This is a genomic window from Paraburkholderia caballeronis (assembly GCF_900104845.1).
Classification (GTDB): domain Bacteria; phylum Pseudomonadota; class Gammaproteobacteria; order Burkholderiales; family Burkholderiaceae; genus Paraburkholderia; species Paraburkholderia caballeronis.
The window spans coordinates 3,398,332-3,425,217 of the sequence record NZ_FNSR01000001.1; the positions used below are offsets into that span (position 1 = coordinate 3,398,332).

The 26,886-nt window shown below is 68.4% G+C and carries 25 protein-coding genes; 13 read left to right on the plus strand and 12 right to left on the minus strand.

Annotated features, from left to right (window positions below; translation table 11 throughout):
- Positions 1–130: 130 nt before the first annotated feature.
- The 6 genes from ubiA to recG form a co-directional block, all read right to left on the minus strand.
- Positions 131–994, minus strand: coding sequence for a 4-hydroxybenzoate octaprenyltransferase (ubiA, locus tag BLV92_RS15130; protein WP_090546188.1), 864 nt, complete (start codon positions 992–994; stop codon positions 131–133).
- A 218-nt stretch (positions 995–1,212) separates the two neighbouring features.
- Entirely contained in the window at positions 1,213–1,701 is a 489-nt protein-coding gene (locus BLV92_RS15135) for a Dps family protein (protein ID WP_090546190.1), read from the minus strand.
- 168 nt (positions 1,702–1,869) lie between these two features.
- Positions 1,870–2,052, minus strand: a complete 183-nt coding sequence (locus BLV92_RS15140) for a hypothetical protein (protein ID WP_110332442.1) — start codon at positions 2,050–2,052, stop codon at positions 1,870–1,872.
- 194 nt (positions 2,053–2,246) lie between these two features.
- The gene (locus BLV92_RS15145; protein WP_090546194.1) at positions 2,247–3,692 is read right to left on the minus strand and encodes a catalase; all 1,446 of its coding nucleotides are present in this window, start codon (positions 3,690–3,692) and stop codon (positions 2,247–2,249) included.
- Positions 3,693–4,114: 422 nt separating this feature from the next.
- On the minus strand, positions 4,115–5,074 hold the full coding sequence (locus BLV92_RS15150) for a hydrogen peroxide-inducible genes activator (protein ID WP_090546196.1): 960 nt from the start codon (positions 5,072–5,074) through the stop codon (positions 4,115–4,117).
- A 132-nt stretch (positions 5,075–5,206) separates the two neighbouring features.
- The gene (gene recG, locus BLV92_RS15155) at positions 5,207–7,507 is read right to left on the minus strand and encodes an ATP-dependent DNA helicase RecG (protein WP_090547123.1); all 2,301 of its coding nucleotides are present in this window, start codon (positions 7,505–7,507) and stop codon (positions 5,207–5,209) included.
- Positions 7,508–7,887: 380 nt separating this feature from the next.
- Here recG and queA point away from each other — a divergent pair, with 380 nt between their 5' ends.
- The 5 genes from queA to secF all read left to right on the plus strand — a co-directional run bounded on the left by queA (position 7,888) and on the right by secF (position 14,001).
- Positions 7,888–8,943, plus strand: a complete 1,056-nt coding sequence (gene queA, locus BLV92_RS15160; RefSeq protein WP_090546198.1) for a tRNA preQ1(34) S-adenosylmethionine ribosyltransferase-isomerase QueA — start codon at positions 7,888–7,890, stop codon at positions 8,941–8,943.
- Between the two features lie 129 nt (positions 8,944–9,072).
- Positions 9,073–10,272, plus strand: a complete 1,200-nt coding sequence (tgt, locus tag BLV92_RS15165; protein WP_090546200.1) for a tRNA guanosine(34) transglycosylase Tgt — start codon at positions 9,073–9,075, stop codon at positions 10,270–10,272.
- Between the two features lie 264 nt (positions 10,273–10,536).
- A complete protein-coding gene (gene yajC, locus BLV92_RS15170) occupies positions 10,537–10,866 on the plus strand; it encodes a preprotein translocase subunit YajC (protein ID WP_090546202.1) in 330 nt (109 codons plus the stop codon).
- Positions 10,867–10,987: 121 nt separating this feature from the next.
- Positions 10,988–13,036, plus strand: coding sequence for a protein translocase subunit SecD (gene secD / locus BLV92_RS15175; RefSeq protein ID WP_090546204.1), 2,049 nt, complete (start codon positions 10,988–10,990; stop codon positions 13,034–13,036).
- Positions 13,037–13,050: 14 nt separating this feature from the next.
- Positions 13,051–14,001, plus strand: coding sequence for a protein translocase subunit SecF (gene secF / locus BLV92_RS15180; RefSeq protein WP_090546206.1), 951 nt, complete (start codon positions 13,051–13,053; stop codon positions 13,999–14,001).
- A 95-nt stretch (positions 14,002–14,096) separates the two neighbouring features.
- Here the strand turns inward: secF and BLV92_RS15185 are convergent, their stop codons facing one another.
- Genes BLV92_RS15185 through BLV92_RS15195 form a run of 3 tightly spaced genes read right to left on the minus strand, consistent with a single transcriptional unit; the run spans position 14,097 to position 15,885 of the window.
- Complete coding sequence (locus BLV92_RS15185; protein WP_090546207.1) at positions 14,097–14,675, minus strand: YceI family protein; 579 nt, start codon at positions 14,673–14,675, stop codon at positions 14,097–14,099.
- A gap of 53 nt (positions 14,676–14,728) precedes the next feature.
- Positions 14,729–15,319, minus strand: coding sequence for a YceI family protein (locus BLV92_RS15190; RefSeq protein ID WP_090546209.1), 591 nt, complete (start codon positions 15,317–15,319; stop codon positions 14,729–14,731).
- On the minus strand, positions 15,316–15,885 hold the full coding sequence (locus BLV92_RS15195; protein WP_090546211.1) for a cytochrome b: 570 nt from the start codon (positions 15,883–15,885) through the stop codon (positions 15,316–15,318). Before BLV92_RS15195 ends, BLV92_RS15190 begins: the two co-directional genes overlap by 4 nt.
- A 445-nt stretch (positions 15,886–16,330) precedes the next feature.
- Between BLV92_RS15195 and BLV92_RS15200 the strand changes: the two genes are divergently transcribed.
- The 8 genes from BLV92_RS15200 (at position 16,331) to BLV92_RS15230 (ending at position 23,741) form a co-directional block, all read left to right on the plus strand.
- Positions 16,331–17,146 (plus strand): paraquat-inducible protein A, encoded by an 816-nt coding sequence (locus BLV92_RS15200; protein ID WP_090546212.1) that lies wholly within the window; start codon positions 16,331–16,333, stop codon positions 17,144–17,146.
- On the plus strand, positions 17,143–17,859 hold the full coding sequence (locus BLV92_RS15205; RefSeq protein WP_090546214.1) for a paraquat-inducible protein A: 717 nt from the start codon (positions 17,143–17,145) through the stop codon (positions 17,857–17,859). The genes BLV92_RS15200 and BLV92_RS15205 overlap by 4 nt, the downstream gene beginning before the upstream one ends.
- A complete protein-coding gene (locus tag BLV92_RS15210) occupies positions 17,852–19,489 on the plus strand; it encodes a PqiB family protein (protein WP_090546216.1) in 1,638 nt (545 codons plus the stop codon). Before BLV92_RS15205 ends, BLV92_RS15210 begins: the two co-directional genes overlap by 8 nt.
- On the plus strand, positions 19,486–20,217 hold the full coding sequence (locus tag BLV92_RS15215; RefSeq protein WP_090546219.1) for a PqiC family protein: 732 nt from the start codon (positions 19,486–19,488) through the stop codon (positions 20,215–20,217). Before BLV92_RS15210 ends, BLV92_RS15215 begins: the two co-directional genes overlap by 4 nt.
- Before the next feature lie 120 nt (positions 20,218–20,337).
- The gene (locus BLV92_RS31580) at positions 20,338–20,523 is read left to right on the plus strand and encodes a site-specific recombinase (protein WP_166676900.1); all 186 of its coding nucleotides are present in this window, start codon (positions 20,338–20,340) and stop codon (positions 20,521–20,523) included.
- A 157-nt stretch (positions 20,524–20,680) separates the two neighbouring features.
- Positions 20,681–22,003: a THUMP domain-containing class I SAM-dependent RNA methyltransferase gene (locus BLV92_RS15220; RefSeq protein WP_090546221.1), complete on the plus strand. Its 1,323-nt coding sequence runs from the start codon at positions 20,681–20,683 to the stop codon at positions 22,001–22,003.
- A gap of 544 nt (positions 22,004–22,547) precedes the next feature.
- Positions 22,548–22,937, plus strand: coding sequence for a VOC family protein (locus BLV92_RS15225; protein ID WP_090546222.1), 390 nt, complete (start codon positions 22,548–22,550; stop codon positions 22,935–22,937).
- Between the two features lie 111 nt (positions 22,938–23,048).
- Positions 23,049–23,741, plus strand: coding sequence for a helix-turn-helix transcriptional regulator (locus tag BLV92_RS15230; protein WP_090546225.1), 693 nt, complete (start codon positions 23,049–23,051; stop codon positions 23,739–23,741).
- Between the two features lie 39 nt (positions 23,742–23,780).
- On the opposite strand, the gene BLV92_RS15235 is transcribed toward BLV92_RS15230, so the two are convergent.
- From BLV92_RS15235 to BLV92_RS15245, 3 genes are read right to left on the minus strand one after another with little or no spacing between them, the layout of a single operon-like run.
- The gene (locus tag BLV92_RS15235; protein WP_090546227.1) at positions 23,781–25,235 is read right to left on the minus strand and encodes an NAD(P)(+) transhydrogenase (Re/Si-specific) subunit beta; all 1,455 of its coding nucleotides are present in this window, start codon (positions 25,233–25,235) and stop codon (positions 23,781–23,783) included.
- Entirely contained in the window at positions 25,232–25,558 is a 327-nt protein-coding gene (locus BLV92_RS15240) for an NAD(P) transhydrogenase subunit alpha part 2 (protein WP_090546229.1), read from the minus strand. The genes BLV92_RS15235 and BLV92_RS15240 overlap by 4 nt, the downstream gene beginning before the upstream one ends.
- A gap of 14 nt (positions 25,559–25,572) precedes the next feature.
- Positions 25,573–26,724 carry a Re/Si-specific NAD(P)(+) transhydrogenase subunit alpha gene (locus BLV92_RS15245; protein ID WP_090546231.1) on the minus strand — a complete coding sequence of 384 codons (1,152 nt, stop codon included), beginning with the start codon at positions 26,722–26,724 and terminating at the stop codon, positions 25,573–25,575.
- Positions 26,725–26,886: the final 162 nt, after the last annotated feature.

A 26,886-nucleotide genomic window follows, 5' to 3' on the forward strand; every position in this document is an offset into this window, starting at 1 on the left:
GATGCGCGGGTTTCTGCGCCCCGCACGTCGCCACGCCTGAACGAAAAACGGCCGCATCGGCAATGCCGATGCGGCCGTCATCACATCGAGAGAACATCCGCGCAACGGTCCGCGTGCGCGTCGAAAAAACTTACATCGCCGCCGCCGCGTAATGCGCGGCGATTCCCGCGAACAGCGCGCCGCCCAGCCAGTTGTTGTGACGGAATGCGGCGAAGCATGCCATCCGTTCGCGTCCGCGAATCAGCGTGTAGTGGTACACCGCGCACCCCGCCGCCGCCGCCCAGCCGAGCCAGTACAGCAGACCGAAGCCGAGCATCACGCCGACGCCGACGTAAATGCCGAGCGTCACCGCATAACACAGCATGATCGCGAGCACGTCGTAGCGGCCGAACGTCAGCGCGGACGTGCGGATGCCGATCTTGATGTCGTCGTCGCGATCGACCATCGCGTACTCGGTGTCGTACGCGACCGACCAGAACACGTTCGCGATCAGCATCACCCAGCCGAGCGTCGGCACCTGGTCCTGAATCGCCGCGAACGCCATCGGAATGCCGAAGCCGAACGCGATGCCGAGATACGCCTGCGGAATCGCGAAAAAACGCTTCGTAAACGGATACGATCCGGCGACGAACAGCGCGACCACCGACAGTTGCTTCGTCAGCGCGTTGAGCGGCAGGATCAGCAGGAACGACACGAGCGCCAAGGCCGCCGCGATCGCGATCGCCTCCCATGCGCGGATGCGGCCCGACGTGATCGGCCGTTCCGCGGTGCGCTTGACGTGGCGGTCGAAGTCGCGGTCCGCGTAGTCGTTGATCGCGCAGCCGGCCGAGCGCATCAGGATCGTGCCGACAGTGAAGATCACCAGCAGCGACAGCGACGGACGGCCGTCCGATGCAATCCACAGCGCGTTGAGCGTCGGCCACAGCAGCAGCAGGCTGCCGATCGGCTTGTCCATGCGGACGAGCCGCAGATAGAGCGGGAGTCGGGCAAACATGATCGAACCGGCAAGAGATCGCGCAAACAGGATGGCGCTATTGTAGGCCACCGCGCGCGGCCCCTGCCGCGGGCCGGGCAACGCGCGGCGCATCGGCCGCAAAACGGAACGGCCCGCCGGAAAATCCCGGCGGGCCGTTCGTCTGATGCGACTTCAACCTGCGGCGATGCGCTTCATTTCTCAAAGCGCCGCGCGGCAAAGCTGCATTCAGCCGCTTGTTACGCGAGCAGCGAGCGCAGCATCCACGCGGTCTTTTCGTGCGTCTGCATGCGTTGCGTCAGCAGGTCGGCGGTCGGCTCGTCGTTCGCCGCATCGACGGCCGGGAAGATCGCGCGCGCGGTGCGCACCACGGCTTCCTGCCCTTCGACCAGCTGGCGGATCATGTCTTCCGCGCTCGGCACGCCTTCCGCTTCCGGGATCGACGACAGCTTGCCGAATTCGCGATAGCTGCCCGGCGCGAATTCGCCGAGCGCGCGGATGCGTTCCGCGATCGCGTCGACGGCCGTCGCCAGTTCGGTGTACTGCGTCTCGAACATCAGATGCAGCGTGTTGAACATCGGGCCGGTGACGTTCCAGTGGAAGTTGTGGGTCTTCAGATACAGCGTGTACGTGTCCGCGAGCAGACGCGACAGGCCTTCCGAAATCTTCCGGCGATCCTTGTCGCTGATGCCGATGTTGACGTGCTGCACGGTTCCCTTCTTGGCCATGACGACTCCTTTGATCGTTGAGACGAACCCGGTCGGCACCGCGAGCGCACCGCGCGACGCGGCGGGCGCCCGCGCCCGAATGGGCGTCAGTGTAGCGTAATAAAGGCCGCGAAACACCGCATCCGGCCCCGTCTTGCGGCGGCGCGGGCGCCTGTGTCGCGCGGTGCGTCAGCCGCCGAGCGCGCGCTGCAGGCCGTGAACGGCGATCACCGCCAACCCGCTGCCGGCGATCGCGAACCCGACCGCGCGGCGCAGGACGCCGCCCATGCGCGCGAGCGGCGCGCCGGAGGCCGCCGCAGTGTTGCCTGCGAGACCGGCGGCCTGCAGGGTCATCGTCATCATCTGGATCATGATCGTTCTCCTTGCCTGGTGGATGAAAACGGACGCGGCGCATTCGCGCCGCCCCCGACGTTATCGACCTTCGCGCGTCGCGACCCGTGGTCGCGGCCGGACTGCTTGCCGCAACTACGCAGTTCCAGCCGCGCGCCGGTTAGCCGCACGACGCATGCCGCGTCATATCGTGTCGCGCGGCGTCGCGTCTCACGTCACTTCGCGGCGGCGAGCTTCGCGATCGCCGCGAGCACGCCTTGCGCATACGCCGGATCGGCGCGGCGGAAGTGCTCGACCTGGCGCTGCACGATGTCGTCCGGCACACCGGCGATCGCGCGCGCGATGTTCGCGAACAGGCGCTCGCGCTGGCCCGCGTCGAACAACCGGAACAGCGCGCCCGGCTGGCTGTAGTAGTCGTCGTCCTCGCGATGGTCGTAGTGCGCGACGGCGCCGGCGGCGAGCGGCGGCTCGGCCGCGTTCGGGTCCTCGCGGAAGTCGCCGAAGCGGTTCGGCTCGTAGTTCGCCGCCGGACCGAGGTTGCCGTCGGTGCGCATCGCGCCGTCGCGGTGATACGAGTGGAACGGGCAGCGCGGCGCATTCACCGGAATCTGGTGATGGTTCACGCCGAGCCGGTAGCGCTGCGTGTCGCCATACGAGAACAGACGGCCCTGCAACAGGCGGTCCGGCGAAAAGCCGATGCCCGGCACCACGTTGGCCGGCGTGAACGCGGCCTGCTCGACGTCCGCGAAGTAGTTCTGCGGGTTGCGGTTCAGCTCGATCACGCCGACGTCGATCAGCGGGTAATCCTTGTGCGGCCACACCTTCGTGATGTCGAACGGGTTGTACGGCACCTTCGCCGCGTCCGCCTCGGGCATCACCTGGATGCGGAACGCCCAGCGCGGAAAATTGCCGTCCGCGATCGACGCGAACAGGTCGCGCTGCGCGGTCTCGCGGTCGCTCGCGACGGCCTGCGCGGCTTCTTCGTCGGTGAAGTTCTCGATGCCGTTCAGCGACTTGAAGTGGAACTTCACCCAGAAGCGCTCGTTGTTCGCGTTGACGAACGAGTACGTGTGCGAGCCGAAGCCGTGCATCTGCCGGTAGTTCTTCGGAATGCCGCGATCGCTCATCAGGATCGTGACCTGATGCAGCGACTCCGGCTGACGCGACCAGAAGTCCCACGCGGCGACGTTGTTGCGCAGGTTCGTCTGCGGGTCGCGCTTTTGCGTGTGGATGAAGTCCGGGAACTTCAGCGGATCGCGGATGAAGAACACCGGCGTGTTGTTGCCGACCACGTCCCAGTTGCCTTCATCCGTGTAGAACTTGATCGAGAAGCCGCGCACGTCGCGCTCGGCGTCGGCCGCGCCGCGCTCGCCGGCGACGGTCGAAAAGCGCATGAAGAGCGGCGTGTCCTTGCCGACTTCCGCGAACACCTTCGCTTTCGTGTATTGCGTGATGTCGTGCGTGACCTTCAGCGTGCCGAACGCGCCGGAGCCTTTCGCGTGCACGCGGCGCTCGGGGATCACTTCGCGGTCGAAGTGCGCGAGCTTTTCGAGCAGCCACACGTCCTGCAGCATGACCGGGCCGCGCGGGCCGGCCGTGATCGAGTTCTGGTTGTCGGCGACCGGCGCGCCGGCTGCGGAAGTGAGAGTGCGTTCGGACATCCTTGTGCTCCTTGGGAATCTACGGTGGGGTGGCTTCGCGACGAATGGGGCGGCAGCTCAGGCCGCGAGCGCGCGATCGACGAGCAGCGAAAACGCGACGGTGCGCAGCCCGCGGGCGGCGGCGGTGGTCGGAACCTGGGACGGCGCAGCGGCCGTGGACGGCGTAGTCGGTTGCATCACTTCCTCCTGGTGGACACGATCGGAATCGATGAAGCACACTATAACAATACTATCGATATCTAGTTTTTGATTTATTTAATCTATTCAATAGGCGACATCTGGCGCCTGGCGGCGAGTGCCGCGACGAAGGACTTCGGGAGAGAGGCGGAGCGCCAGCAGGCAGGCTGGCGGCGCAATGCAGACGGGGAAATCCGACGACGGCGGCGCGGCGAGCCGGACGGCCTGCGCGCCGCGCCAGCGGTTTACGCGGCGACTTCCGGCGCTTCGAGCTTCTTCACGCCCGGCAGGTCGCACGCGTTGATCGCGTCGACGATCGCTTCGATCGCGGGCATGCGCGTGAAACTCTTGCGCCACGCGAGCACGACGCGGCGGTCCGGCACCGGCTCGTCGAACGGCACGTACGACAGCAGGCCCGAATCGACGCCGCCCGCGTGCGGCTTCACTTCATGCACCGACATCCGCGGCAGCACGGTGATGCCGACGCCGCTCGCGACCATGTGCCGGATCGTCTCCAGCGACGACCCCTCGAACGTCTTCTGAATGCCGTCCGCGTTCTGCGAGAAACGCATCAGTTCCGGGCAGACGCCGAGCACGTGATCGCGGAAGCAGTGGCCGCTGCCGAGCAGCAGCATCGTTTCCTGCTTCAGGTCGTCCGGGTCGATCTTCGCGCGCTTTTCCCACGCGTGGCCGGACGGCAGCGCGACGACGAACGGCTCGTCGTACAGCGGACGCAGCGTGAGGCCGGTTTCCGGGAACGGCAGCGCCATGATCGCGACGTCGATCTCGCCCTGCTTCAGCAGTTCGATCAGCTTCAGCGTGTAGTTCTCCTGCAGCATCAGCGGCATCTGCGGCACGCGCTTGATCATCTGCTTGACGAGCGTCGGCAGCAGATACGGCCCGATCGTATAGATCACGCCGAGCCGCAGCGGCCCGACCAGCGGGTCCTTGCCCTGCTTCGCGATCTCCTTGATCGCGAGCGTCTGTTCGAGCACGCGCTGCGCCTGGGTGACGATCTGCTCGCCGATCGGCGTCACGCTGACCTCGCTCGTGCCGCGCTCGAAAATCTGCACGTTCAGTTCGTCTTCCAGCTTCTTGATCGCCACCGACAGCGTCGGCTGGCTCACGAAGCAGGCTTCGGCCGCCCGCCCGAAGTGGCGCTCGCGGGCTACGGCGACGATGTATTTCAGTTCAGTGAGCGTCATTGGGGACCAATCGAGAAAGGGGAATCAATAGGTTCTAGTTATACACCTATCGTGTCGATTAGCCAATATTCAAAGCCCAATGCGGGGACGGAACGGGATCGAGGTCGGCCGGCGAGACAAATGACGCGTGCGTCACGCCTTCAGGTAGTGCTCGCGCGCGCCGAGCCAACGGTTCAGGTGCTGCGTGACGACGTGCGGGTAGTCGCGCAACAGTCGTTCGGCCGCGCCGCGCGCGGGCTCGATCAGCCAGCCGTCGTTTTCGAGGCTCGCGAAGCGCAGCATCGCGGCGCCGGACTGGCGCGCGCCGAGGAATTCGCCGGGACCGCGGATTTCGAGGTCGCGGCGCGCGATCTCGAAACCATCGGTCGTCTCGCGCATTGTCTTGAGCCGCTCGCGGCCGGTCAGCGACAGCGGCCCGCTGTACAGCAGCACGCAGACCGACGCGGTGCTGCCGCGCCCGACCCGCCCGCGCAACTGGTGCAACTGCGCGAGGCCGAACCGCTCCGCGTGCTCGATCACCATCAGCGACGCGTTCGGCACGTCGACGCCGACTTCGATCACCGTCGTCGCGACCAGCAACTGCACCTCGTTGCGCGAGAAGCCGTCCATCACCGCGGCCTTGTCGGCCGGCGCGAGGCGGCCGTGCACGAGGCCGACCGTCAGTTCCGGCAGCGCGGCGACCAGCGTTTCATAGGTCTCGACCGCGGTTTGCAGTTGCAGCGTCTCGCTTTCCTCGATCAGCGGACACACCCAGTACACCTGGCGGCCCGTCAGCGCGGCTTCGCGCACGCGCGCGATCACCTCGTCGCGGCGGCCGTCGGCGATGAGTTTCGTCAGGATCGGCGTGCGGCCCGGCGGCAGTTCGTCGATCGTCGAGATTTCCAGGTCGGCGTAATACGTCATCGCGAGCGTGCGCGGAATCGGCGTCGCGGACATCATCAACTGGTGCGGCTGGAACTCGCGCGCGCCGTCGGCCGGCGACTTCGCGTTCTGCGCCTTCGCGCGCAGCGCGAGCCGCTGCTCGACGCCGAACCGGTGCTGCTCGTCGACGATCACGAGACCGAGCCGCGCGAACTCGACCGCGTCCTGGATGATCGCGTGCGTGCCGATCACCAGTTGCGCGGTGCCGAGCGCCGCCGCTTCGAGCGCCGCGCGCTTCTCCTTCGCCCTCAGGCTGCCGGCGAGCCACGCGACCTGCACGCCGAGCGGTTCGAGCCAGCCGCGCAGCTTGCGCGCATGCTGCTCCGCGAGGATTTCGGTCGGCGCCATCAGCGCGGCCTGATAACCGGCGTCGATCGCCTGCGCCGCCGCGAGCGCGGCCACGACGGTCTTGCCGCTGCCGACGTCGCCCTGCAACAGCCGCTGCATCGGATGCGGCTGCGTGAGGTCGCGCGAAATCTCGCCGACGACGCGCTGCTGCGCGCCGGTCAGCGCGAACGGCAGCGCCGCGCGCAGCCGCGCGACGAGCGAGTCGCCGGCCGCGTCGCGCAGCGGCATCGCCGGCGCGGCGCGCGTGCGCCGCTCCTCGTGCGCGCGCTTCAGCGACAGTTGCTGCGCGAGCAGCTCCTCGAACTTGATCCGCGTCCATGCCGGATGGCTGCCGTCGATCAGCGCGGTTTCGTCCGCATCGACCGGCGGATGGTGCAGCGTCTTCACCGCGTCGGTCAGCGCCGGCACGCCGAGCGGCGCAAGGAACTCGCGGACGACCGGCTCCGGCAGCAGTTCGGGCAGTTCGGTCCGGGCGACCGCGTTGTCGATCGCCTTGCGCAGATACGCCTGGCTCACGCCGGCCGTCGACGGATAGACCGGCGTCAGCGCCTGCGGCAGCGGCGTGTCGCCGTCGACGATGCGCACCGCCGGGTGCACCATCTCCATCCCGAAAAAACCGCCGCGCACGTCGCCGCGCACCCGCAGCCGCTTGCCCGGCGCCATCTGCGCGACCTGCGAGCCGTAGAAGTTCAGGAAGCGCAGCACCAGTTCGTCGCCGGCGTCGTCGCGCAGCTTCACCAGCAACTGGCGGCGCGGCCGGTACGCGATCTCGTTGTCGAACACGACGCCTTCGGTCTGCGCGATGCCGCCCGGCAGCAGTTCGCCGATCGGCGTCAGCGTCGTCTCGTCCTCGTAGCGCATCGGCAGGTGCAGCACGAGGTCGATTCCGCGCGTGAGGCCGAGCTTCGCGAGACGGTCGGCGGTTTTGGTGACGGCGGGTTTGGCCCTGGCCGGCTTTTCCTTCGCGGATCGGGTCTTTCGCGACGGGCTATCGTCGTTGGCGGCGTCGGATTCGCCGTCCGCGTCCGGCTTCGCGTTCGCGTCGTCTTTCTTGCGGCGGCCTGCGGCGGCGCGAGGCGTCGCTCGCGCATCGGCTGCGCCGGATGGCGACGCGTCCGCTGCGGGCGATGCCGAAGAATCGAACCGCGCGTCGACGTCCTGCATCGGGCCGGCGTCGTGCGCGCGTCCGTGCGGATCGCCGGTCCCCTGCCCGATCTCGCCGCGCCGAAGCACGCCGCCGCCCGCCGTCCGCTTCGCACCGCGCGCGCCGTCCGCCGCGGGCTCGCGCGGATCGTTCGCGGGATCGGTTTCGGACATCCAACGACTGACGGACGAGGGCATGAGCAGCTTCACAAGTACAATATCGGCTTTCCAGCAGCGCGCGGTTCGGGCGCGCCGCCGTGGCGGTCCTCGCAACATGGGCGTCGCGGCGGGTTGCGCCGTCCCGCAATCATAGCCGCTCGGCACCGGCCGGCGGCGCATTCCGGCGGCGATCGCCGCACGGCGCCCCTGCGCCATCCCGCATTCCTGTCTTATCTGGCCGCATGTTCAAGCTTTCCGATTTCGATTTCGACCTGCCTGCCGAGCTGATCGCGCAGACCGCGCTGCCCGAGCGCAGCGCGAGCCGTCTGCTTGAGGTGGACAACCTCGCGCAGCCGCCGCGGCTCGTCGATCGCCGTTTTGCCGAGTTGCCCGGCTGCCTTGCGCCGGGCGACCTGCTCGTGTTCAACGATACCCGCGTGCTGAAGGCGCGCTTCTTCGGCCAGAAGGCCAGCGGCGGCAAGATCGAGGTGCTGGTCGAGCGGCTGACCGGCGCGCGCACCGCGCTCGCGCAGATCCGCGCGAGCAAGAGCCCCGCGCCGGGCACGACGCTGCGCCTCGCGGACGCGTTCGACGTGACGGTCGGCGAGCGCGTCGAGCCGTTCTACACGCTGCATTTTCCGGACGACTGCCTGACGCTGATCGAGCAATATGGCCGCCTGCCGCTGCCGCCGTACATCACGCACGACGCGGACGCGACCGACGAAACGCGCTACCAGACGGTGTTCGCGCGCAATCCGGGCGCGGTCGCCGCGCCGACCGCCGGGCTGCACTTCGACGACGCGCTGCTCGCGCGGCTGGACGAACGCGGCATCGAGCGCGCGACGCTGACGCTGCACGTCGGCGCAGGCACGTTCCAGCCGGTGCGGGTCGAGAACATCGCGGAGCATCAGATGCACAGCGAGTGGTACGAGCTGCCGCAATCGCTGGTGGACCGGATCGCCGCGACGCGCGCGCGCGGCGGGCGCGTGGTCGCGGTCGGCACGACGTCGATGCGCGCGCTGGAAGCGGCCGCGCGCGACGCGGAGAACGCCGGCCGGCCGCTTGCGGCGACCGCGGCGGAAACGGACATTTTCATCACGCCGGGTTACCGGTTCCGCGTCGTGGACCGGCTGGTGACGAATTTTCATTTGCCGAAGTCGACGTTGCTGATGCTGGTGTCCGCGTTCGCGGGAATGGAGACGATCCGGGCCGCGTATCGGCATGCGATCGACGAGCGTTACCGGTTTTTCAGCTATGGCGACGCAATGCTGTTATGCCGGCAGGAGCAGGCTCTTTAGCGCCTTACAGCCGTCCCGTGCAACGCCGCCAGGCCACGAACCAACCCCAACCTCATCCCCGCCGCCGCCCCACGCAGCGGCAGTTATCACCCGCGCCGGACTGTATTCCGGTGGCACAGGAGTCAATCGATGACCGACGGTCATGACGCAACCGCACGCGCCGGCGACGGCGCCTGTCTGGGCGAGCGCCCGCAAAACGGCCTGCAATTCGACCTGCTGGCGACGGACGGCCTCGCGCGCCGCGGCCGCCTCACGCTGAACCACGGCGTCGTCGAGACGCCGATCTTCATGCCGGTCGGCACCTACGGCACCGTGAAGGCGATCCAGCCGCGCGAACTCGAAGAAATCCATGCGCAGATCATCCTCGGCAACACGTTCCATCTGTGGCTGCGCCCCGGCCTCGACACGATCGCCGCGCACGGCGGCCTGCACCGCTTCATGGGCTGGAACCGGCCGATCCTGACCGACTCGGGCGGCTTCCAGGTGTTCTCGCTCGGCGATCTGCGCAAGATCTCCGAGGACGGCGTGCGCTTCGCGTCGCCGGTGAACGGCGACAAGCTGTTCCTGTCGCCGGAAGTGTCGATGCAGATCCAGAAAGTGCTGAACTCGGACATCGTGATGCAGTTCGACGAATGCACGCCGTACGCGACCAACGGCGTGCCGACGTCGCACCACGACGCGGCCGAATCGATGCGGATGTCGATGCGCTGGGCCAAGCGCTCGATCGACGAGTTCAACGCCTTGGGCAATCCGAACGCGCTGTTCGGCATCGTGCAGGGCGGCATGTTCGAGGACCTGCGCGACGAATCGCTCGCGGGCCTTGCACAGATGCCGTTCCACGGCTACGCGATCGGCGGGCTGTCGGTCGGCGAGCCGAAGGAGGACATGATGCGCGTGCTCGACTACATCGCGCCGAAGCTGCCCGCCGACAAGCCGCATTACCTGATGGGCGTCGGCACGCCCGAGGACCTGGTGGCCGGCGTCGCGGCGGGCGTCGACATGTTCGACTGCGTGATGCCGACGCGCAACGCGCGCAACGGGTGGCTCTTCACGCGCTTCGGCGACATCAAGATCCGCAACGCGACGCATCGCGACTCGCTGCGCCCGCTCGACGAACAGTGCGGCTGCTACACGTGCCGCCACTTCACGCGCGGTTACCTGCACCATCTGCATCGGGTCGGCGAGATTCTCGGCGCGCAGTTGAACACGATCCACAACCTGCACTACTACCTCGAACTGATGGGCGAGATGCGCGCGGCGATCGAGACGAAGACGTTCGACGCATTCCGCCGGCGCTTCCACGAGAACCGCGCGCGCGGCGTGGACTGACTCGTCGCGCATCATCGTCACGCACACGCAGCGCGCGGATCGCGGCCGGGGTTTGCCGGCTTCGTTCAACCCGCGCGCTGCGCGCATCGTCGCGAAAGGCTCGACACACATTACAATCGCCTTTCGCGACAGATGCAGGCGAGCCGCGGCGATCCTCAATAACAGCTTGATCGGAAAGCCATATCGGCCGCGTCGTCGCGCCCGGCGCCGGTGGTAGAATAACCGGCTTGCTTTTTGACCGTATCCACGAACGGAGAGACCAACGTGTCGTTCATTTCCAACGCCTTCGCACAAGGCTCCGCAGCCGGCGGCGCAGAATCGAGCCTGATGAGCTTCCTGCCGCTGATCCTGATGTTCGCCGTGCTGTACTTCATCATGATCCGTCCGCAGATGAAGCGCCAGAAGGAACATCGCAACATGCTCGCCGCGATGGCGAAGGGCGACGAAGTCATCACGAGCGGCGGCATCGTCGGCAAGGTGACGAAGGTCGACGAGGCGTATGTCGGCGTCGAGATCTCGGAAGGCACCGAAATCACCGTGCAGAAGTCGTCGGTTTCGACGATCCTGCCGAAGGGCACGATCAAGTCGCTGTAAGACCTGCTCCTTCAGGCGTCGTCCAGAACGGCCTGTCGCGTCCGGCGCCGCGTCTTCTCCCGAAGGCCGCGCCGGACGCCGCGCTTCAAAAGGCAACTCCCCTCTCTCGTTGGGCCATCCAATGAACCGTTATCCCCTCTGGAAATATGTCGTGATGCTGGTGGCGCTCGTCATCGGCCTCGTGTACACATTGCCCAATTTCTTCGGCGAAGCGCCGGCGGTCCAGGTGTCGAGCGGCAAGGCGACCGTCCGGCTCGACGCGGGCACGCTCGCGCAGGTCGAGACCGCGCTCGCCGGCAGCCAGATCAAGGCCGACGACGTGACGTTCGACAACTCGTCGACGAACGCGAACATCCGCGTGCGCGTCGCGGACACCGACACGCAACTGCGCGTGAAGGACCTGCTGCAAAAGGCGCTGAACGCCGATCCGAACGATCCGCAGTACATCGTCGCGCTGAACCTGCAGAGCGCGTCGCCGCGCTGGCTGACCGCGCTGCGCGCGCTGCCGATGTACCTCGGCCTCGACCTGCGCGGCGGCGTCCACTTCCTGCTGCAGGTGGACATGGCCGGCGCGCTGAACAAGAAGCTCGATTCCGACGCGGCCGACGCCCGCGCGCTGCTGCGCGAGCGCAACATCCGCGACGGCGGCGTGAACCGCGCCGACCAGTCGGTCGTGATCAACTTCGCGGACCCGGCGACGGCCGACGAGGCGCGCGCCGCGCTCGCGACCGGCGTGTCCGAACTGCAATGGGCGAGCCGCAACGCGCCGGACGGCGGTTATCAGCTGGTCGGCACGTTCACGCCGGCGGTGATGCGCTCGGTGCAGGACGCCGCGCTGAAGCAGAACATCACGACGCTGCACAACCGCGTGAACGAACTCGGCGTCGCGGAGCCGGTGATCCAGCAGCAGGGCAGCGACCGCATCGTCGTCGAACTGCCGGGCGTGCAGGACACCGCGAAGGCGAAGGACATCATCGGCCGCACCGCGACGCTCGAAGCGCGCCTCGCGAATCCCGTGCTGCTGCATCCGAGCCCGTCCGACCCGGTGCCGCCGGGCTACGAACTGTTCACGCAGGGCAACCAGACGCCGGTGCTGCTCTCGAAGCAGGTGATCTTCACCGGCGACCGCATCATCGACGCGTCGGCCGGCTTCGACGAGCATCAGCGCCCGTCCGTGAACATCCGTCTCGATTCGGCCGGCGGCCGCGCGGTGCGCAGCGTGTCGCGCGACAACATCGGCAAGCCGATGGCGATGGTGCTGTTCGAGAAGGGCAAGGGTGAAGTGCTGACCGTCGCGACGATCCAGTCCGAACTCGGCGACCGCTTCCAGATCACCGGCCAGCCGACCCCGCAGGCCGCGACCGACCTCGCGCTGCTGCTGCGCGCGGGCTCGCTCGCCGCGCCGATGGAAATCATCGAGGAACGCACGGTCGGCCCGAGCCTCGGCGCGGACAACATCCGCAAGGGTTTCGACTCGGTCGTGTACGGCTTCGCGGCGATCGCGGTGTTCATGATCGCGTACTACATGCTGTTCGGCCTGATCTCGGTGATCTCGCTGTCGGTGAACCTGCTGCTGCTGATCGCGATCCTGTCGATGCTGCAGGCCACGCTGACGCTGCCCGGCATCGCGGCCATCGCGCTCGCGCTCGGCATGGCGATCGACGCGAACGTGCTGATCAACGAGCGCGTGCGCGAAGAACTGCGCCGCGGCGCGGCCCCGCAACTCGCGATCCAGAACGGCTACCAGCACGCGTGGGCGACGATTCTCGACTCGAACGTGACCACGCTGATCGCCGGCCTCGCGCTGCTCGCGTTCGGCTCCGGCCCGGTGCGCGGCTTCGCGGTCGTCCACTGCATCGGCATCCTGACGTCGATGTTCTCGGCCGTGTTCTTCTCGCGCGGCCTCGTGAACCTGTGGTACGGCGGCAAGAAGAAGCTGAAGTCGCTCGCGATCGGCCAGGTGTGGCGGCCGGATTCGCTCGCGGCCGACGGCGCGCCCGCGCTCGCCAGCGACGCGGACGCCGGCACCGACACGGGCCGCGCGGTCGCCGCCGCGACGAAGAAGCCGCGCGGCGAAACGGCCGGCGCGAAAGCCGCGCCGCGCGCCGGCAAGCCGGTCGTGCGCCGCCGCACCGGCTCGACGCCTGGCAAACCGGGCTCGTCCCGCTGATCCCGGAGAACACGATGGAATTTTTCCGCATCCGTAAAGACATTCCGTTCATGCAGCGCGCGTTGATCTTCAACGCGATCTCGCTCGTGACGTTCATCGCGGCGGTGTTCTTCCTGCTGCATCGCGGGCTGCACCTGTCGGTCGAGTTCACCGGCGGCACGGTGATCGAGGTGCAGTATCCGCAGGCGCTCGAACTGGAGCCGGTGCGCGCGTCGCTCGCGCAGATCGGCTACGCGGACGCGCAGGTGCAGAACTTCGGCACCTCGCGCGACGTGCTGATCCGCCTGCCGCTGAAGACCGGTCTCACGTCCGCGCAGCAGAGCGACCAGGTGATGACGACGCTGAAGGCCGCGAATCCGCAGGTGCAGCTGCAGCGCGTCGAGTTCGTCGGCCCGCAGGTCGGCAAGGAACTCGCGACCGACGGGCTGCTCGCGCTCGCGTGCGTGGTCGCCGGCATCGTGATCTACCTGTCGTTCCGCTTCGAGTGGAAATACGCGGTGGCCGGCGTGCTCGCGAACCTGCACGACGTCGTGATCATTCTCGGCTTCTTCGCGTTCTTCCAGTGGGAGTTCTCGCTGTCGGTGCTCGCGGCGGTGCTCGCGGTGCTCGGTTATTCGGTGAACGAGTCGGTCGTCATCTTCGACCGGATTCGCGAGACGTTCCGCCGCGAACGCAAGATGACCGTGATCGAAGTAATCAACCACGCGATCACGAGCACGATGTCGCGGACCATCATCACGCACGGCAGCACGCAGATGATGGTGCTGTCGATGTTCCTGTTCGGCGGCCCGACGCTGCACTACTTCGCGCTCGCGCTGACGGTCGGCATCCTGTTCGGCATCTATTCGTCGGTGTTCGTCGCGGCGGCGCTCGCGATGTGGTTCGGCGTGAAGCGCGAGGATCTGGTGAAGGACAAGAAGGAACGCCACGATCCGAACGATCCGAATGCGGGCGCGCAGGTCTGAGCCTGCGCGATACGCGCGGCTCGCGCAAAAAAGCCGGTTCCTTGGAACCGGCTTTTTTTATTCCGCGCGGAAAGGAACGCGTAAAACGACGCGCGTTACTGCTTCACCCCTTCGGCCTGGATGTGCAGCGTCGTCTTCATCTGGAAGCCGTACTGCTTGCCGGAGTCGATGCCGAAGTCCGAGCGGTCGAACGCCGAGGTCGCCTCGACGCCGCACACCTCGCGCTTGAGCATCGGATGCTGGATGCACTTGAACGACTGGATCTGAAGATTCAACGGCCGCGTGACGCCATGCAGCGTCAGCGTGCCGATCACCTCTTTCGGCCGGTCGCCGTCGAACACGATCCGCGTGCCCTTGTACGTCGCGGTCGGATATTTCGCGGCGTCGAGGAAGTCCGCGCCGGCCAGATGCTCGTCGAGCGCCGCATTGCCGGTCTGCACCGACGACGGATCGACGGTGACGTCGAGCGTGCCGGTCTTCGCGGCGCGATCGAGCGTCACGGTGCCCGAGCTTTTCGTGAACTTGCCGCGCCACACCGACAGCCCGTTGAAATGATCGGCCTCGAAACTCGGATACGTGTGCTGCGGATCGAGCTGATAGGTGTCGGCCGCAAACGCGCCGAACGACAGCGACGCCGCGAGCGCGCCGACGGTCATCAACAGGGATGGTTTCAACTGAGCCTCCTTGGTTATCGATGTGAGTGAAGCGAGACGAAAGCGCGCCGCCGCTATTGACGCTGCGTGACGACGTGAAAGCGGATCTGCACTTCGTCGGCGACGACGGACGTGTCCTTCCATTCGCCCGCGCCGATGCCGAACGCGAGACGCCGGATCGGCAGCGTGCCGTCGAACGTCTGCGTGGCGCCCTGCTGCGCGACGGTGATCGGCGCGACCACGGTTTCCGCGTGGCCGCGGATCGTCAACTGGCCGGTCACGCGATACTGGTTCGCGCCGGCCGGCGCGATCGACGTCGACACGAACGTCGCCTGCGGATGGGTTTTCGCGTCGAACCAGTCGGGGCCGCGCACCGAGTCGTTATAGGTCGCGTCGCCGAGATCGTAGCTGCCGACGTCGACGGTCACGCGCGCGGTGCCGGCGGCGGGTTTCGCGGGATCGAAGTCGATCTGCGCGTCGAACTTCGTGAAGCGGCCTTCGACGGACACGCCCATCTGCTTCGACACGGCGGTCAGCGTGCTCTTCGCGGGATCGAACTGCGCGGCGGCGTTGGCCGGCGTGGCGAGCACGGCAGCCACGGCGACAAGCGACGCGGCAACCGCGAGCGTCGCGTAAAAACGGCTGATCGAATCACGCGGGGTCATGTGCGTCCTCGTCCGATGAACGGAATCATCCGCGACAGCAGGCCGTCGCGATCGAACCACTGATGCTTGAGCGCCGCGGCGACGTGCAGCACGACGAGCACGGCGAGCGTATAGTTCAACGCGACGTGCACGTCGCGCAGCACGGTCTTCAGCGCCGGGTCGGGCGCGATCAGCATCGGCAGCGGCACGATGCCGAGATAAACGACCTGCACGTTCGCGGCCGAGCTGAACAGATACCCGGACAGCGGCACCGCGAACATCAGCAGGTACAGCAGCCCGTGCACGCCGTGCGCGGCCTGGCGCTGCCACGCGGGCATCGCGGGCGGCGGCGGCGCACGATGGGTCGCGCGCCACAGCACGCGCAGCGCCGCGAACGCGAACACGGTGACGCCGAGCCACTTGTGCCACGAATAATAGCGGAGCTTCGTCGGCGTGATTCCGTGGATGTCGGTCATCACCCAGCCGAGGCCGAACGCGCAGATCATCAGCAGCGCGATCAGCCAGTGCAGCGCGATCGCGGTGCGCGTCCATCCGGCGGGCGGGAGTCGTTCGGGGTCGGCGGTCATCGGTCGGTGCGTCTCATTCGGGCGGTCAATGGTGAACTCAACGCGGCAGCGGCCGCGTTTATTCCATCCGGTGCGGCCGGGCGGCGTGCCGCGCTCGCGGACGCGCGGCGCGCAACCGTGTCACACTCGTCGCCCGCGCGCCGGTCCGGCTGCGCACTCCGAGTTTGCTACGGGTTGGCCGCGAGGGTAGCTGCGGCGCAGCGGTCGGTCGCGCGACGGCGACGCGCGTCGCGAACCGCCGCGACGAATAACAGGCACGAAGGGGCGAACCGCAGCCAACGCCGTGGCCAAAGCCCCGCCGGACGGCCCCGACGCCGCGATTTAGCACGCTAAACAGTCCGTTTGGTAACATGGCGCGACGCCGCAGCAACCGCTGACCGTTGCATACGCGTGCGCGCACGGCGCTGCACGTTCCCGTCAACGCCGTTTTGCGTCACCTGCCCGCATGGCTTTCGAGAATATGATCGCGTGTCACGAATGTGATGCGCTGTACCGCAAACCGCGCCTGCTCGGCCGCCAGTCGGCGCGCTGCCCGCGCTGCGGCGCCACGCTCTATCACAGCTCGTCGGCGCAGCTCGACCGCATCTGCGCGATCACGCTCGCGGCGCTCGTCACGTTCATCATCGCGCAGTCGTTCCCAATCGTCGAACTCGACGCGAACGGCATCCACACGCAGTCGAGCCTGTTCGGCGCGCTCGTCGTGCTGTGGGAAGAGGACATGCAGATCGTCGCGATCATGGTGTTCTGCGCGACGGTCCTGTTCCCGCTGACCGAGATGGTCGCGCTGCTGTACGTGCTGCTGCCGGTGCGCTACGGCTTCATTCCGCCGGGCTTCAACCGGGTGCTGCGCGCGATCCAGTTCGTGCGGCCGTGGGGGATGCTCGAAGTGTTCATGCTCGGCGTGCTGATCACAATCGTCAAAATGGTGAGCCTCGCGCGCGTGATTCCGGAGACGTCGCTGTTCGCTTTCGGCGCGCTGACACTGATGTTCACGGTCGTCGTCACGTTCGATTCGCGCACGCTATGGGACATCGCCGATGCGCTGCGCGCCGGCGCGCGCGCGTCGCGCGGCGGCCCGGCCGGCGATGCGGGTGACGCGGGCGATCGAGGCAACCCGGACGCCCCGCACGACTCCGACGATCCACGCGGCGCCGGCGGCCTGCCCGGCCCGCACGGCGCATTGCCGGCGCTGCCCGACATCCGCGGCCGCGCGCCGGGCCGCGCGCGCCGCGCCGCCGTCTACGGACGCCCGCCGCGATGAAATACCGAACCGCCGCCTCCGCCGGCCTCGCGTCGTGCCACGCGTGCGGACGCGTGCAGCCGCTCGTGCGCTCGGTCGCGCAGCAGCGTTGCATGCGCTGCGGCGCGCCGCTGCACCGGCGCAACCCGGACAGCCTGATGCGCACCTGGGCCTTGCTGATCGCCGCCGCGCTGCTGTACATCCCGGCGAACCTGCTGCCGGTGATGCACACCGCGTCGCTCGTCGGCGACCAGGACGACACGATCATGAGCGGCGTCGTGTTCTTCTGGACCTCGGGCGACTGGGCGCTCGCGGTGATCGTGTTCATCGCGAGCATCCTCGTGCCAATGCTGAAGCTGTCGGTGCTCGCGCTGCTCGCGATCACGTCGCAGCGCCGCTCGACGTGGCGTCCGCACGAGCGCACGTCGCTGTACCGGCTCGTCGAGTTCATCGGCCGCTGGTCGATGCTCGACGTGTTCGTCGTCACGCTGACCGTCGCGCTGGTACGCTTCCAGTCTCTCGCAGTGATCACCGCGGGGCCGGGCGCGATCGCGTTCGGCTCGGTCGTGATCCTGACGATGCTCGCATCGCTGCAGTTCGACCCGCGCCTGATCTGGGACCCGCTGAACGACGCCGGTCCGGACCGGCGCCGCAACGGCACGCCGCCGTTGCCCCAACCGCCACAGCCACCCCTGCAACAACCGCAACACACTCAGGACCGTCCCCATGAATAGTCCGCAAGGACCGACTCCGCCGTCCGCGGGCGGCCCGCTGCCGCCCGACCTGCCGGAGCCCGACATCGTGCCGCCGCGCCGCTGGCTGCCGTCGCTCGTCTGGATCGTGCCGCTGATCGCCGCGCTGATCGGCGTCGCGCTCGTCGTCCGGTCAGTCGCGAACCGCGGCCCGACGATCACGATCAGCTTCGCGAGCGCCGAGGGCCTGGAACCCGGCAAGACGAAGGTGAAGTACAAGGCCGTCGACATCGGCTCGGTCCGCTCGATCAAGCTGTCGAGCAACCTGTCGCACGTGCTCGTCGAGGTGGAGCTGACCAAGGACGCCGAAGCGTTCGCGCTGAAGGACAGCCGCTTCTGGATCGTGCGGCCGCGGGTCGGCGCGACCGGCGTGTCCGGGCTCGGCACGCTGCTGTCCGGCTCGTACATCGGCGCGGACGCCGGCCGTTCGACCGAGTCGCAGTCGGAATTCGTCGGGCTCGAAACGCCGCCCGCGGTGACGATCGACGAGCGCGGCCACCGCTACACGCTGCACGGCGACTCGCTCGGCTCGCTCGACATCGGCTCGCCGATCTTCTACCGGCGCGTGCAGGTCGGCCAGGTGACCGGCTTCTCGCTCGACAAGGACGGCACCGGCGTCACGCTGCAGGTGTTCGTCAACGCGCCGTACGACCAGTACGTCGGCGGCAACACGCGCTGGTGGCACGCGAGCGGCGTGAACCTGCAACTGGATTCGAGCGGCTTCAAGCTGAACACGCAGTCGCTCGCGACGGTGATCGTCGGCGGCATCGCGTTCCAGCAGCCGGCCGGCCAGCCGATCGGCCAGCAGGCGGCAGACAATTCGACGTTCCTGCTCGCATCCGACGAGAACGACGCGATGCGCGAGCCGGACGGCCCGCCGGTGCGCGTCGTGATGTACTTCAACCAGTCGCTGCGCGGGCTTGCGGTCGGCGCGCCGGTGGACTTCCGCGGCATCACGCTCGGCCAGGTGACGGACATCGGCATCCAGTACGACCCGAAGCAGCACAACTTCACGATGCCGGTCACGATGGACCTGTACCCGCTGCGGCTGTCGCGCCGCGTGCGCGGCGAGCCGCCCGCGCCGCAGACGCCGCAGAGCCACGAACTGCTGAAGCGGCTCGTGTCGCGCGGGCTGCGCGGCCAGTTGCGCACCGGCAACCTGCTGACCGGCCAGTTGTACATCGCGCTCGACATGTTCCCGAAGGCCGCGCCCGCGCAGGCGAAGCTGGACCGCGACCCGATGGAGCTGCCGACCGTGCCGAACACGCTCGACGAGCTTCAGCTGCAGGTCGCGGACATCGCGAAAAAGCTCGATCAGGTCCCGTTCGACCAGATCGGCACGAACCTGAACAGCGCGCTGAAGAACGCGAACCAGCTATTCACGCAGTTGAACGGCCAGCTCGTGCCGCAGGCGCGCGACACGCTCGCGGCCGCGCAGAAGACCTTCGGCAGCGCGGAAGCGACGCTGCAGCAGGACTCGCCGCTGCAGTCAGACGTGCACCAGGCGTTGCAGGAACTCACGCGCACGCTGCAGTCGCTGAACGCGCTGTCCGATTATCTGGAACGCCACCCCGAGTCGCTGCTGCGCGGCAAATCAGGAGACCAGCCATGACGTTCGACCGGCGCCCCGCCGCCGCGCGCGCGCCGCGCCGCGCCGCCCGCCGCGCCGGCGCGGCGCTCTTCACCGCGTGCGCGCTCGCGGCGGCCGCCCTCGCCGGCTGCGCGTCGCCGCCGAGCCGCTTCTACACGCTGAACCCCGGCGATACGACCGCGCCCGCCGTCGCGAATCCGCCCTGGCTGATCGAGCTTGCGCCGGTCGACATGCCGTCGCAGGTCGCGAAGAACCAGTTCGTCGTGCAGCGCAGCGCAACGCAGGTCGACATGCTCGAACAGGAGCGCTGGGCGTCGCTGCCGGGCGACGAGGTGCGCCGCGCGCTGTCGGGCGACCTCGCGCAGCAGCTCGGCACGATCGACGTGTACGGCTCGCCGCATCCGGAAAACGTGCCGGTGTACCGCGTCAGCGTGAACGTGCAGCGCTTCGAGTCGTGGCCCGGCTCGCACGCGCTGATCGACGCGGTGTGGAGCGTGCGGTCGCTGCGCACGCAGAACGTGATGACCTGCCGCAGCGTCGTCAACGAGCGGGTCGGCGACGGGTACGAACAACTCGTCGACGGACATCGGCGCGCGGTGCAGGCGCTGTCGGACGCGATCGCGACCGGCGTGCGCACGCTTTCTCAGGCTGGACCGGCGGTCGCGACGACGACGGCCGCCGGCTCCGCTAGCCGCGCGAAGGCGCCGGTCGGCATCCCCTGTCCGGCGGCCGTCGCGGCGGGGAGCTGAGCGCCGCCGCGCGGGGCGACGATGCGCCGACGCCGATGCGCGCACCGGACCCCGTGGAACGCGCATGGGGTTGCGCTGGCGTACACGGCCCTCGCGAACCTGGCCGCGCCGCATCCCGCGATGTCCGCTGCTCGCGCGGGGCCCTGGGCGCTCGCGCTCCTGATGGCGGTCCGCTCGCGCGGGCTGCGGCGCAGCGAAGTGTGGCCGCTCGTGCGCGCGATCTGGCGGCGCATCGCGCGGCATCCGCTCGATCTCGTGTGGCCGCTGCGCGCGCGCCGCGACGCGGATGCGGGCGGCCACGGCTGAAGCGCGTCGCATGGCGGCTGTCCGGGCGCGGCCCGCGCATGAGCGCGCTCCCGCCGCCCCCGTCCCGCACGGAGGCTTTCACCGCCCCGTCGTCCGGCCCGACGCGCGCAACCGCGTACAATAGCGCCTTCCGCCGCACCGTCTCCTCCTTCCCTTCATGTCCTTCGAATTTTTTGTCCCCTGCCCGCGCGGGCTCGAAGCCGCGCTCGCCGCCGAACTGGCCGACACCGCCGCGAACCGGCTGCCGCCGGGCGCGCTGCAACCCGGCGCCGAGGTTCCCGGCGGCGTGCATTTCCGCGGCAACTGGGCGGGCGGCATGGCCGCGAACCTGCATTCGCGGATCGCGAGCCGCGTGATGCTGAAGATCGCGCAGCGCCCGTACCGCAGCGAGCAGGACGTGTACGCGCTCGCGCGCGAGCAACGCTGGGAGCAGTGGTTTTCGGCGAACGAGACGCTGCGCGTCGACGTCACGGCGATCAAGTCGCCGCTGCGCAGCCTCGAATTCGCGACGCTGCGCGTGAAGGACGCGATCTGCGACCGGCTGCGCGAAGTGAGCGGCGCGCGGCCGAGCATCGACACCGCGCTGCCGGACGTCCGCGTGTTCGCATTCCTGACCGCGACCGACTGCACGCTGTACCTCGACACGTCCGGCGAGCCGCTGTTCAAGCGCGGCTGGCGGCTCGACAAGGGCGCGGCGCCGCTGCGCGAGAATCTCGCGGCCGGCATCCTGCGGCTGACGGGCTGGACGCCCGGCACGCCGCTGTACGACCCGATGTGCGGCAGCGGCACGTTCCTCGCGGAAGCCGCGCAGGTCGCGCTCGCCATCGCGCCGGGCATCGACCGCCGCTTCGCGTTCGAGAAGTTCAGGCAGTTCGATTCGGCCGCGTGGCGTCACCTGAAGAGCGCGGCGACGGCCGCGCGCGACGACGCGCGGCGCGCGGCGCGCGACCTGCAGATCTACGGCAGCGACATTTCCGGCGACATGCTCGACAAGGCGCGCGCGAACTTCCAGCGCGCGGGCCTCGCGAACGTGCCGCTCAAGCAGGTCGATGCGCGTGACATGGCGCCGCCGGCCGCGACGCCGGGGATCGTCGTCGCGAATCCGCCGTACGGCGAGCGGATCGAGGTGCGCGGCCGCAACGCGCGCGGCGAGGCGCGGCCGACCGCGCGCAGCCTGCGCGAATCGAACGGCGACGACGAAGGCTTCCGCCGCGCGCAGACCGACGCGCCGGACAGCGAGTTCTTCCAGGCGCTCGGCGATGCGCTGAAGCAGCGTTTCACCGGCTGGCGCGCGTTCATCCTGACGTCGGACCGCAAGCTGCCGGGGCAGCTCCGGTTGCGCGAATCGGCGAAAACGCCGCTCTATAACGGCGCGCTCGAATGCCGGCTGTTCCGCTTCGACCTGATCGCGGGCAGCGTGCGGCAGCGGCCTGCCAACGCAGACGGCGCGAGCGAGGACGGCGCGCAGAAGCCGGTTTGAGGTAGAGGGTCTGTGCCGCGCGTGGGTTGCGCGGACCGGTAGTGGAGTCCGGTATCGCCCGGTGCCGGCCTGTCTAAACGCTCTTCCGTCGTGTTTCCCCGAGCGCGGCGACGATTCGGCCGCGTCGGCACGTTTGCGTGCGGTTCGTCGCCACACACAGGCAGAACACCCGCACCGCCACAAAACCGCGGCGATCCGGGCGCGCGCCGGTGATCCGCATCTCGCGCCCACACGCGGCGACGGCGGCGTGCAATGTCGGCTAAGGCCGCGACAGGCCGCGAGTCATACGCGCGGCACTGAATGCGAGCCGCTATCCGCCATCCGCGACTCGCCACTCACCGCGCCGCAACCCCAGCCGTATCAACGCCCTGCCGTCCCGCGTCCTCTGTCGCAACGACAGCCGCCGCCGCGATCGACGCACACCGCCCCCTCTCCCCGAACGCTACTGACAGAACGCTGTCAGCAGCCGGTCCGCACACTGCGGCTACGCCATCCACGGCGCAATCGAGCAGTCGTCGTTCATCCGTCACCGAGGAGCAAGATCATGTCCACTGAAACGTCCCGCGTCATCGCCTGGTTCCAGATTCCCGCGCACGATTTCGAGCGCGCGACGCGCTTCTACGAAGCCGCGCTCGACGTATCGCTTCAACGCGCAGTGTCCGGCGGCGTGCCGATGTCGCTGTTCCGGCACGCCGAGGCCGACACCGGCGGCTGCATCGTGTACAACCCGCCCGAATCGAAACCGAATGCGGACGGCGTGCTCGTTTATCTGAACGCGAAACCGTCGGTGACAGCCGCGCTCGACCGCATCGAAAAAGCCGGCGGCAGGAAACTCGGCCCGGCCGTCGAACTGCCTGACAACTACGGCTACATCGGCCACTTCATCGACACCGAAGGCAACCGCGTCGGTCTGCACGCGCCGAAGCTCGCTTAATCGGCCCGGCAATCAGGCATCCGGACAAACGGGCCGCGACGGCACCGGCGGCGCTATCATGCCGCATCGCTTCGTTGCGGCCCGCGCCGTCTCTTTCCCCCTGTTCCCGCCATGTCCCGTCGCGCCGACCGTCTGTTCCAGATCGCCGAACTGCTGCGCGGCCGCCGCCTGACCACCGCGCAGCAACTGGCCGAATGGCTCGCGGTGTCGCCGCGCACCGTCTATCGCGACGTGCGCGACCTGCAACTGTCGGGCGTGCCGATCGAAGGCGAAGCGGGCATCGGCTACCGGCTCGCGCGCACCGCGAGCCTGCCGCCGCTCACCTTCACCGCCGACGAACTGACCGCGCTCGCGGTCGGCGCGCGGATGGCCGAATCGTGGGGCGGCACGGCGCTCGCCGGCGGCGCGCGCGGCGCGCTCGCGAAGATCGCCGCCGCGATGCCGTCGGACAAACGCGCGGTGATCGAACGGCTCGCGGTGTTCGCGCCGTCGTTCCACATCGACCGCGCGTTCCCGGAGAAAGTCGACGCGCTGCACCGCGCGGTGGACACGCGGCTCGTCGTGCGCTTCGGTTATTGCGACCGGCTCGGCGCGCTGACCGAGCGGCGCGTGTGGCCGCTCGGCCTCGCGTACTGGGGCGCGCGCTGGACGGTCGGCGCGTGGTGCGAACTGCGCGACGACTTCCGCAACTTCGACATCGCGCGGATGGAGCGCATCGAGGTGCTGGAGCCGTTTCCCGACGTCAGCGGCCGGCGGCTCGCGGACTATCTGCGGCGCGTGAACGCGCCGTCGCGATCGACGTGACCCACGTGACAACAAAGAGATCGACGAAAGCGGCGCCCCTCACTCAACCGACTTCACCATGTCCTCGATCACCTTCTTCGCGTCGCCGAACACCATCATCGTCTTGTCCATGTAGAACAGATCGTTGTCGAGCCCCGCGTAACCGGCGGCCATCGACCGCTTGTTCACGATCACCGTGCGCGCCTTGTACGCCTCGATGATCGGCATTCCCGCGATCGGCGACTTCGGGTCGTTCTTCGCGGCCGGATTCACGACGTCGTTCGCGCCGAGCACCAGCACCACGTCGGTCTGCCCGAACTCGTTGTTGATGTCGTCCATCTCGTACACGAGGTCGTACGGCACTTCGGCTTCCGCGAGCAGCACGTTCATGTGGCCCGGCATCCGGCCCGCGACCGGATGGATCGCGTAACGCACGTCGACGCCCTTCTCGATCAGCTTGTCGGTCAGCTCCTTTAACGCGTGCTGCGCGCGCGCGACCGCGAGGCCGTAACCCGGCACGATCACGACCGACTCCGCGTTGCCGAGCATGAACGCCGCGTCGTCGGCCGAGCCGGACTTCACCGGGCGCTGCTCCTGCGCGCCGCCCGCCGCGGCCGCGCCCGGCTCCGCGCCGAAGCCGCCGAGCAGCACGTTGAAGAACGAGCGGTTCATCGCGCGGCACATGATGTACGACAGGATCGCGCCGGACGACCCGACCAGCGATCCCGCGATGATGAGCATCGCGTTGTTCAGCGAGAAGCCGATGCCGGCGGCCGCCCAGCCCGAATACGAGTTCAGCATCGACACGACGACCGGCATGTCCGCGCCGCCGATCGGGATGATGATGAGCACGCCGAGCGCGAACGCGATCAGCGTCATGATGATGAACGGCAGCCACGACTGCGTGAGGAAAAAGATGACGCCGAAGCCGATCATGCCGAGCGCGAGCATCAGGTTGATCAGGTGCTGGCCCGGATAGACGACCGGCGCGCCCTGAAACAGCCGGAACCTATATTTCCCGGACAGCTTGCCGAACGCGATCACCGAGCCGGAGAACGTGATCGCGCCGACGAACGTGCCGATGAACAGTTCGATCCGGTTGCCGTACGGCAGGAAACCCGGATACGGCGCGTCCTCGGCGACCAGCCCGAACGCGGCCGGCTCGGACACGACCGCATACGCGATGCACACCGCCGCGAGGCCGATCAGCGAGTGCATCGCGGCGACCAGTTCCGGCATCTTCGTCATCTCGACGCGCGCGGCGATATACGCGCCGACGCCGCCGCCGACGATCAGCGCCGCGAACAGCAGCCCGAGGCCGATCCCGAGGTTCGAGCCGAACTGCGCGGCCTCGCGCGCGATCAGCGCGATCGTCGTCAGGATCGCGATCGCCATCCCGACCATGCCGAACACGTTGCCGGCGCGCGCGCTCTTCGGGTTCGACAGCCCCTTCAGCGCCTGGATGAAGCACACCGACGCGACCAGGTAGAGCAGCGTAACGACGTTCATGCTCATCGCGCGTCCTCCTTCGTGGCGGCCAGCTTCTTCGGCTCCTTCTTGCGGAACATTTCGAGCATTCGCCTCGTGACGAGGAAGCCGCCGAACACGTTGACCGCGGCGAGCGCGACCGCGAGCGTGCCGAAAAACTTGCCCGGGCCGCCGACGGTGAGCCCGGTCGCGAGCATCGCGCCGACGATCACGATCGCGGAGATCGCATTCGTCACGGCCATCAGCGGCGTGTGCAGCGCGGGCGTCACGTTCCAGACGACGTGATAGCCGACGTACACCGCCAGCACGAAGATGATCAGGTTGATGACGGTGTGGTTGATGACTTCCATCGCCGGTCTCCTCGTCAGGCCTTGCGCGCGACCTGGCCGTCGCGCGCGAGCAGCGTCGCCGCGACGATGTCGTCGGCGAGATCGATGTTCAGGGTGCCTTCCTTCGTGACGATCAGCTTCAGGAAGTCGAGCAGGTTGCGCGCGTACAGCGACGACGCGTCCGCCGCGACCATCGCCGCGAGGTTCGTGTAGCCGCAGATCTGCACGCCGTGCCGCACGACCACCTGATCGGCCTCGGTCAGCGGGCAGTTGCCGCCGCGCCGGCCGGTCGCCTCGTCCGCGACCGGGCCGCGCCCGGCCGCGAGATCGATCACCACCGAGCCGGGTTTCATCGCCTGCACGGTCTCGGCGGGCAGCAGCGTCGGCGCGTCGCGGCCCGGGATCAGCGCGGTCGAGATCACGATGTCGGCCTGCCGCGCGCGCTCGTGCACGAGCGCCGACTGGCGCGCGAGCCACGACGGCGGCATCGGCCTTGCATAACCGCCGACGCCCTGCGCCGCGTCGCGCTCTTCGTCGGTCTCGTACGGCACGTCGAGAAACTTCGCGCCGAGCGATTCGATCTGCTCCTTCACCGCCGGGCGCACGTCGGACGCCTCGATCACCGCGCCGAGCCGCCGCGCCGTCGCGATCGCCTGAAGCCCCGCGACGCCCGCGCCGAGAATCAGCACCCGCGCGGCCTTCACGGTGCCGGCGGCGGTCATCAGCATCGGCATGAAGCGCGGATACAGGTTCGACGCGACCAGCACCGCCTTGTAGCCCGCGATGTTCGCCTGCGACGACAGCACGTCGAGGCTCTGCGCGCGCGTCGTGCGCGGCGCGGCTTCGAGCGCGAACGCGGTGAGCCCCGCGTCGGCGAGCTGCGCGGCGTTCTGCGCGTTGAACGGATCGAGCATCCCGACCAGCACCGCGCCGCGTTTCATGAACGGCAGTTCGCTGACCGAAGGGGACTGGACCTTGAGGACGAGATCGGCGCCGAACGCGGTCGCCGCGTCGACGAGTTCCGCGCCGGCGGCCGCATACGCGTCGTCCGGGAAACTCGCGGGGACGCCCGCGCCGCTCTGGACCGTCACGCGGTGGCCCTGGCCGGCGTATTTCTTCACCGTCTCGGGCGTCGCGGCGACGCGGGTTTCGTTCGCCCGCGTCTCGGCAGGCACTCCGATATGCATCGTTGATTCCTCCCCGACAGGGTGTGGTGTCACGAGCAGGACCGACGTGTCGATCGGAGCGGGCGTTTCAGCGCTGACTCCGATCCCGTGCAACACGCACGACAGGTCGGCTTTCGAATGCAACGGCTGGACGACGCCCCACTTTAACCGAAAGCGGGGGCG

Excerpts from the sequence above, each read along its gene's own strand:
- ubiA (WP_090546188.1), bottom strand. The coding sequence starts at position 994 with ATGTTTGCCCGACTCCCGCTCTATCTGCGGCTCGTCCGCATGGACAAG.
- BLV92_RS15135 (WP_090546190.1), bottom strand. The coding sequence starts at position 1,701 with ATGGCCAAGAAGGGAACCGTGCAGCACGTCAACATCGGCATCAGCGAC.
- BLV92_RS15140 (WP_110332442.1), bottom strand. The coding sequence starts at position 2,052 with ATGATCCAGATGATGACGATGACCCTGCAGGCCGCCGGTCTCGCAGGC.
- BLV92_RS15145 (WP_090546194.1), bottom strand. The coding sequence starts at position 3,692 with ATGTCCGAACGCACTCTCACTTCCGCAGCCGGCGCGCCGGTCGCCGAC.
- BLV92_RS15150 (WP_090546196.1), bottom strand. The coding sequence starts at position 5,074 with ATGACGCTCACTGAACTGAAATACATCGTCGCCGTAGCCCGCGAGCGC.
- recG (WP_090547123.1), bottom strand. The coding sequence starts at position 7,507 with ATGCAGGACGTCGACGCGCGGTTCGATTCTTCGGCATCGCCCGCAGCG.
- queA (WP_090546198.1), top strand. The coding sequence starts at position 7,888 with ATGTTCAAGCTTTCCGATTTCGATTTCGACCTGCCTGCCGAGCTGATC.
- tgt (WP_090546200.1), top strand. The coding sequence starts at position 9,073 with ATGACCGACGGTCATGACGCAACCGCACGCGCCGGCGACGGCGCCTGT.
- secD (WP_090546204.1), top strand. The coding sequence starts at position 10,988 with ATGAACCGTTATCCCCTCTGGAAATATGTCGTGATGCTGGTGGCGCTC.
- secF (WP_090546206.1), top strand. The coding sequence starts at position 13,051 with ATGGAATTTTTCCGCATCCGTAAAGACATTCCGTTCATGCAGCGCGCG.
- BLV92_RS15190 (WP_090546209.1), bottom strand. The coding sequence starts at position 15,319 with ATGACCCCGCGTGATTCGATCAGCCGTTTTTACGCGACGCTCGCGGTT.
- BLV92_RS15195 (WP_090546211.1), bottom strand. The coding sequence starts at position 15,885 with ATGACCGCCGACCCCGAACGACTCCCGCCCGCCGGATGGACGCGCACC.
- BLV92_RS15200 (WP_090546212.1), top strand. The coding sequence starts at position 16,331 with ATGGCTTTCGAGAATATGATCGCGTGTCACGAATGTGATGCGCTGTAC.
- BLV92_RS15205 (WP_090546214.1), top strand. The coding sequence starts at position 17,143 with ATGAAATACCGAACCGCCGCCTCCGCCGGCCTCGCGTCGTGCCACGCG.
- BLV92_RS15210 (WP_090546216.1), top strand. The coding sequence starts at position 17,852 with ATGAATAGTCCGCAAGGACCGACTCCGCCGTCCGCGGGCGGCCCGCTG.
- BLV92_RS15215 (WP_090546219.1), top strand. The coding sequence starts at position 19,486 with ATGACGTTCGACCGGCGCCCCGCCGCCGCGCGCGCGCCGCGCCGCGCC.
- BLV92_RS31580 (WP_166676900.1), top strand. The coding sequence starts at position 20,338 with ATGTCCGCTGCTCGCGCGGGGCCCTGGGCGCTCGCGCTCCTGATGGCG.
- BLV92_RS15220 (WP_090546221.1), top strand. The coding sequence starts at position 20,681 with ATGTCCTTCGAATTTTTTGTCCCCTGCCCGCGCGGGCTCGAAGCCGCG.
- BLV92_RS15225 (WP_090546222.1), top strand. The coding sequence starts at position 22,548 with ATGTCCACTGAAACGTCCCGCGTCATCGCCTGGTTCCAGATTCCCGCG.
- BLV92_RS15230 (WP_090546225.1), top strand. The coding sequence starts at position 23,049 with ATGTCCCGTCGCGCCGACCGTCTGTTCCAGATCGCCGAACTGCTGCGC.
- BLV92_RS15235 (WP_090546227.1), bottom strand. The coding sequence starts at position 25,235 with ATGAGCATGAACGTCGTTACGCTGCTCTACCTGGTCGCGTCGGTGTGC.
- BLV92_RS15240 (WP_090546229.1), bottom strand. The coding sequence starts at position 25,558 with ATGGAAGTCATCAACCACACCGTCATCAACCTGATCATCTTCGTGCTG.
- BLV92_RS15245 (WP_090546231.1), bottom strand. The coding sequence starts at position 26,724 with ATGCATATCGGAGTGCCTGCCGAGACGCGGGCGAACGAAACCCGCGTC.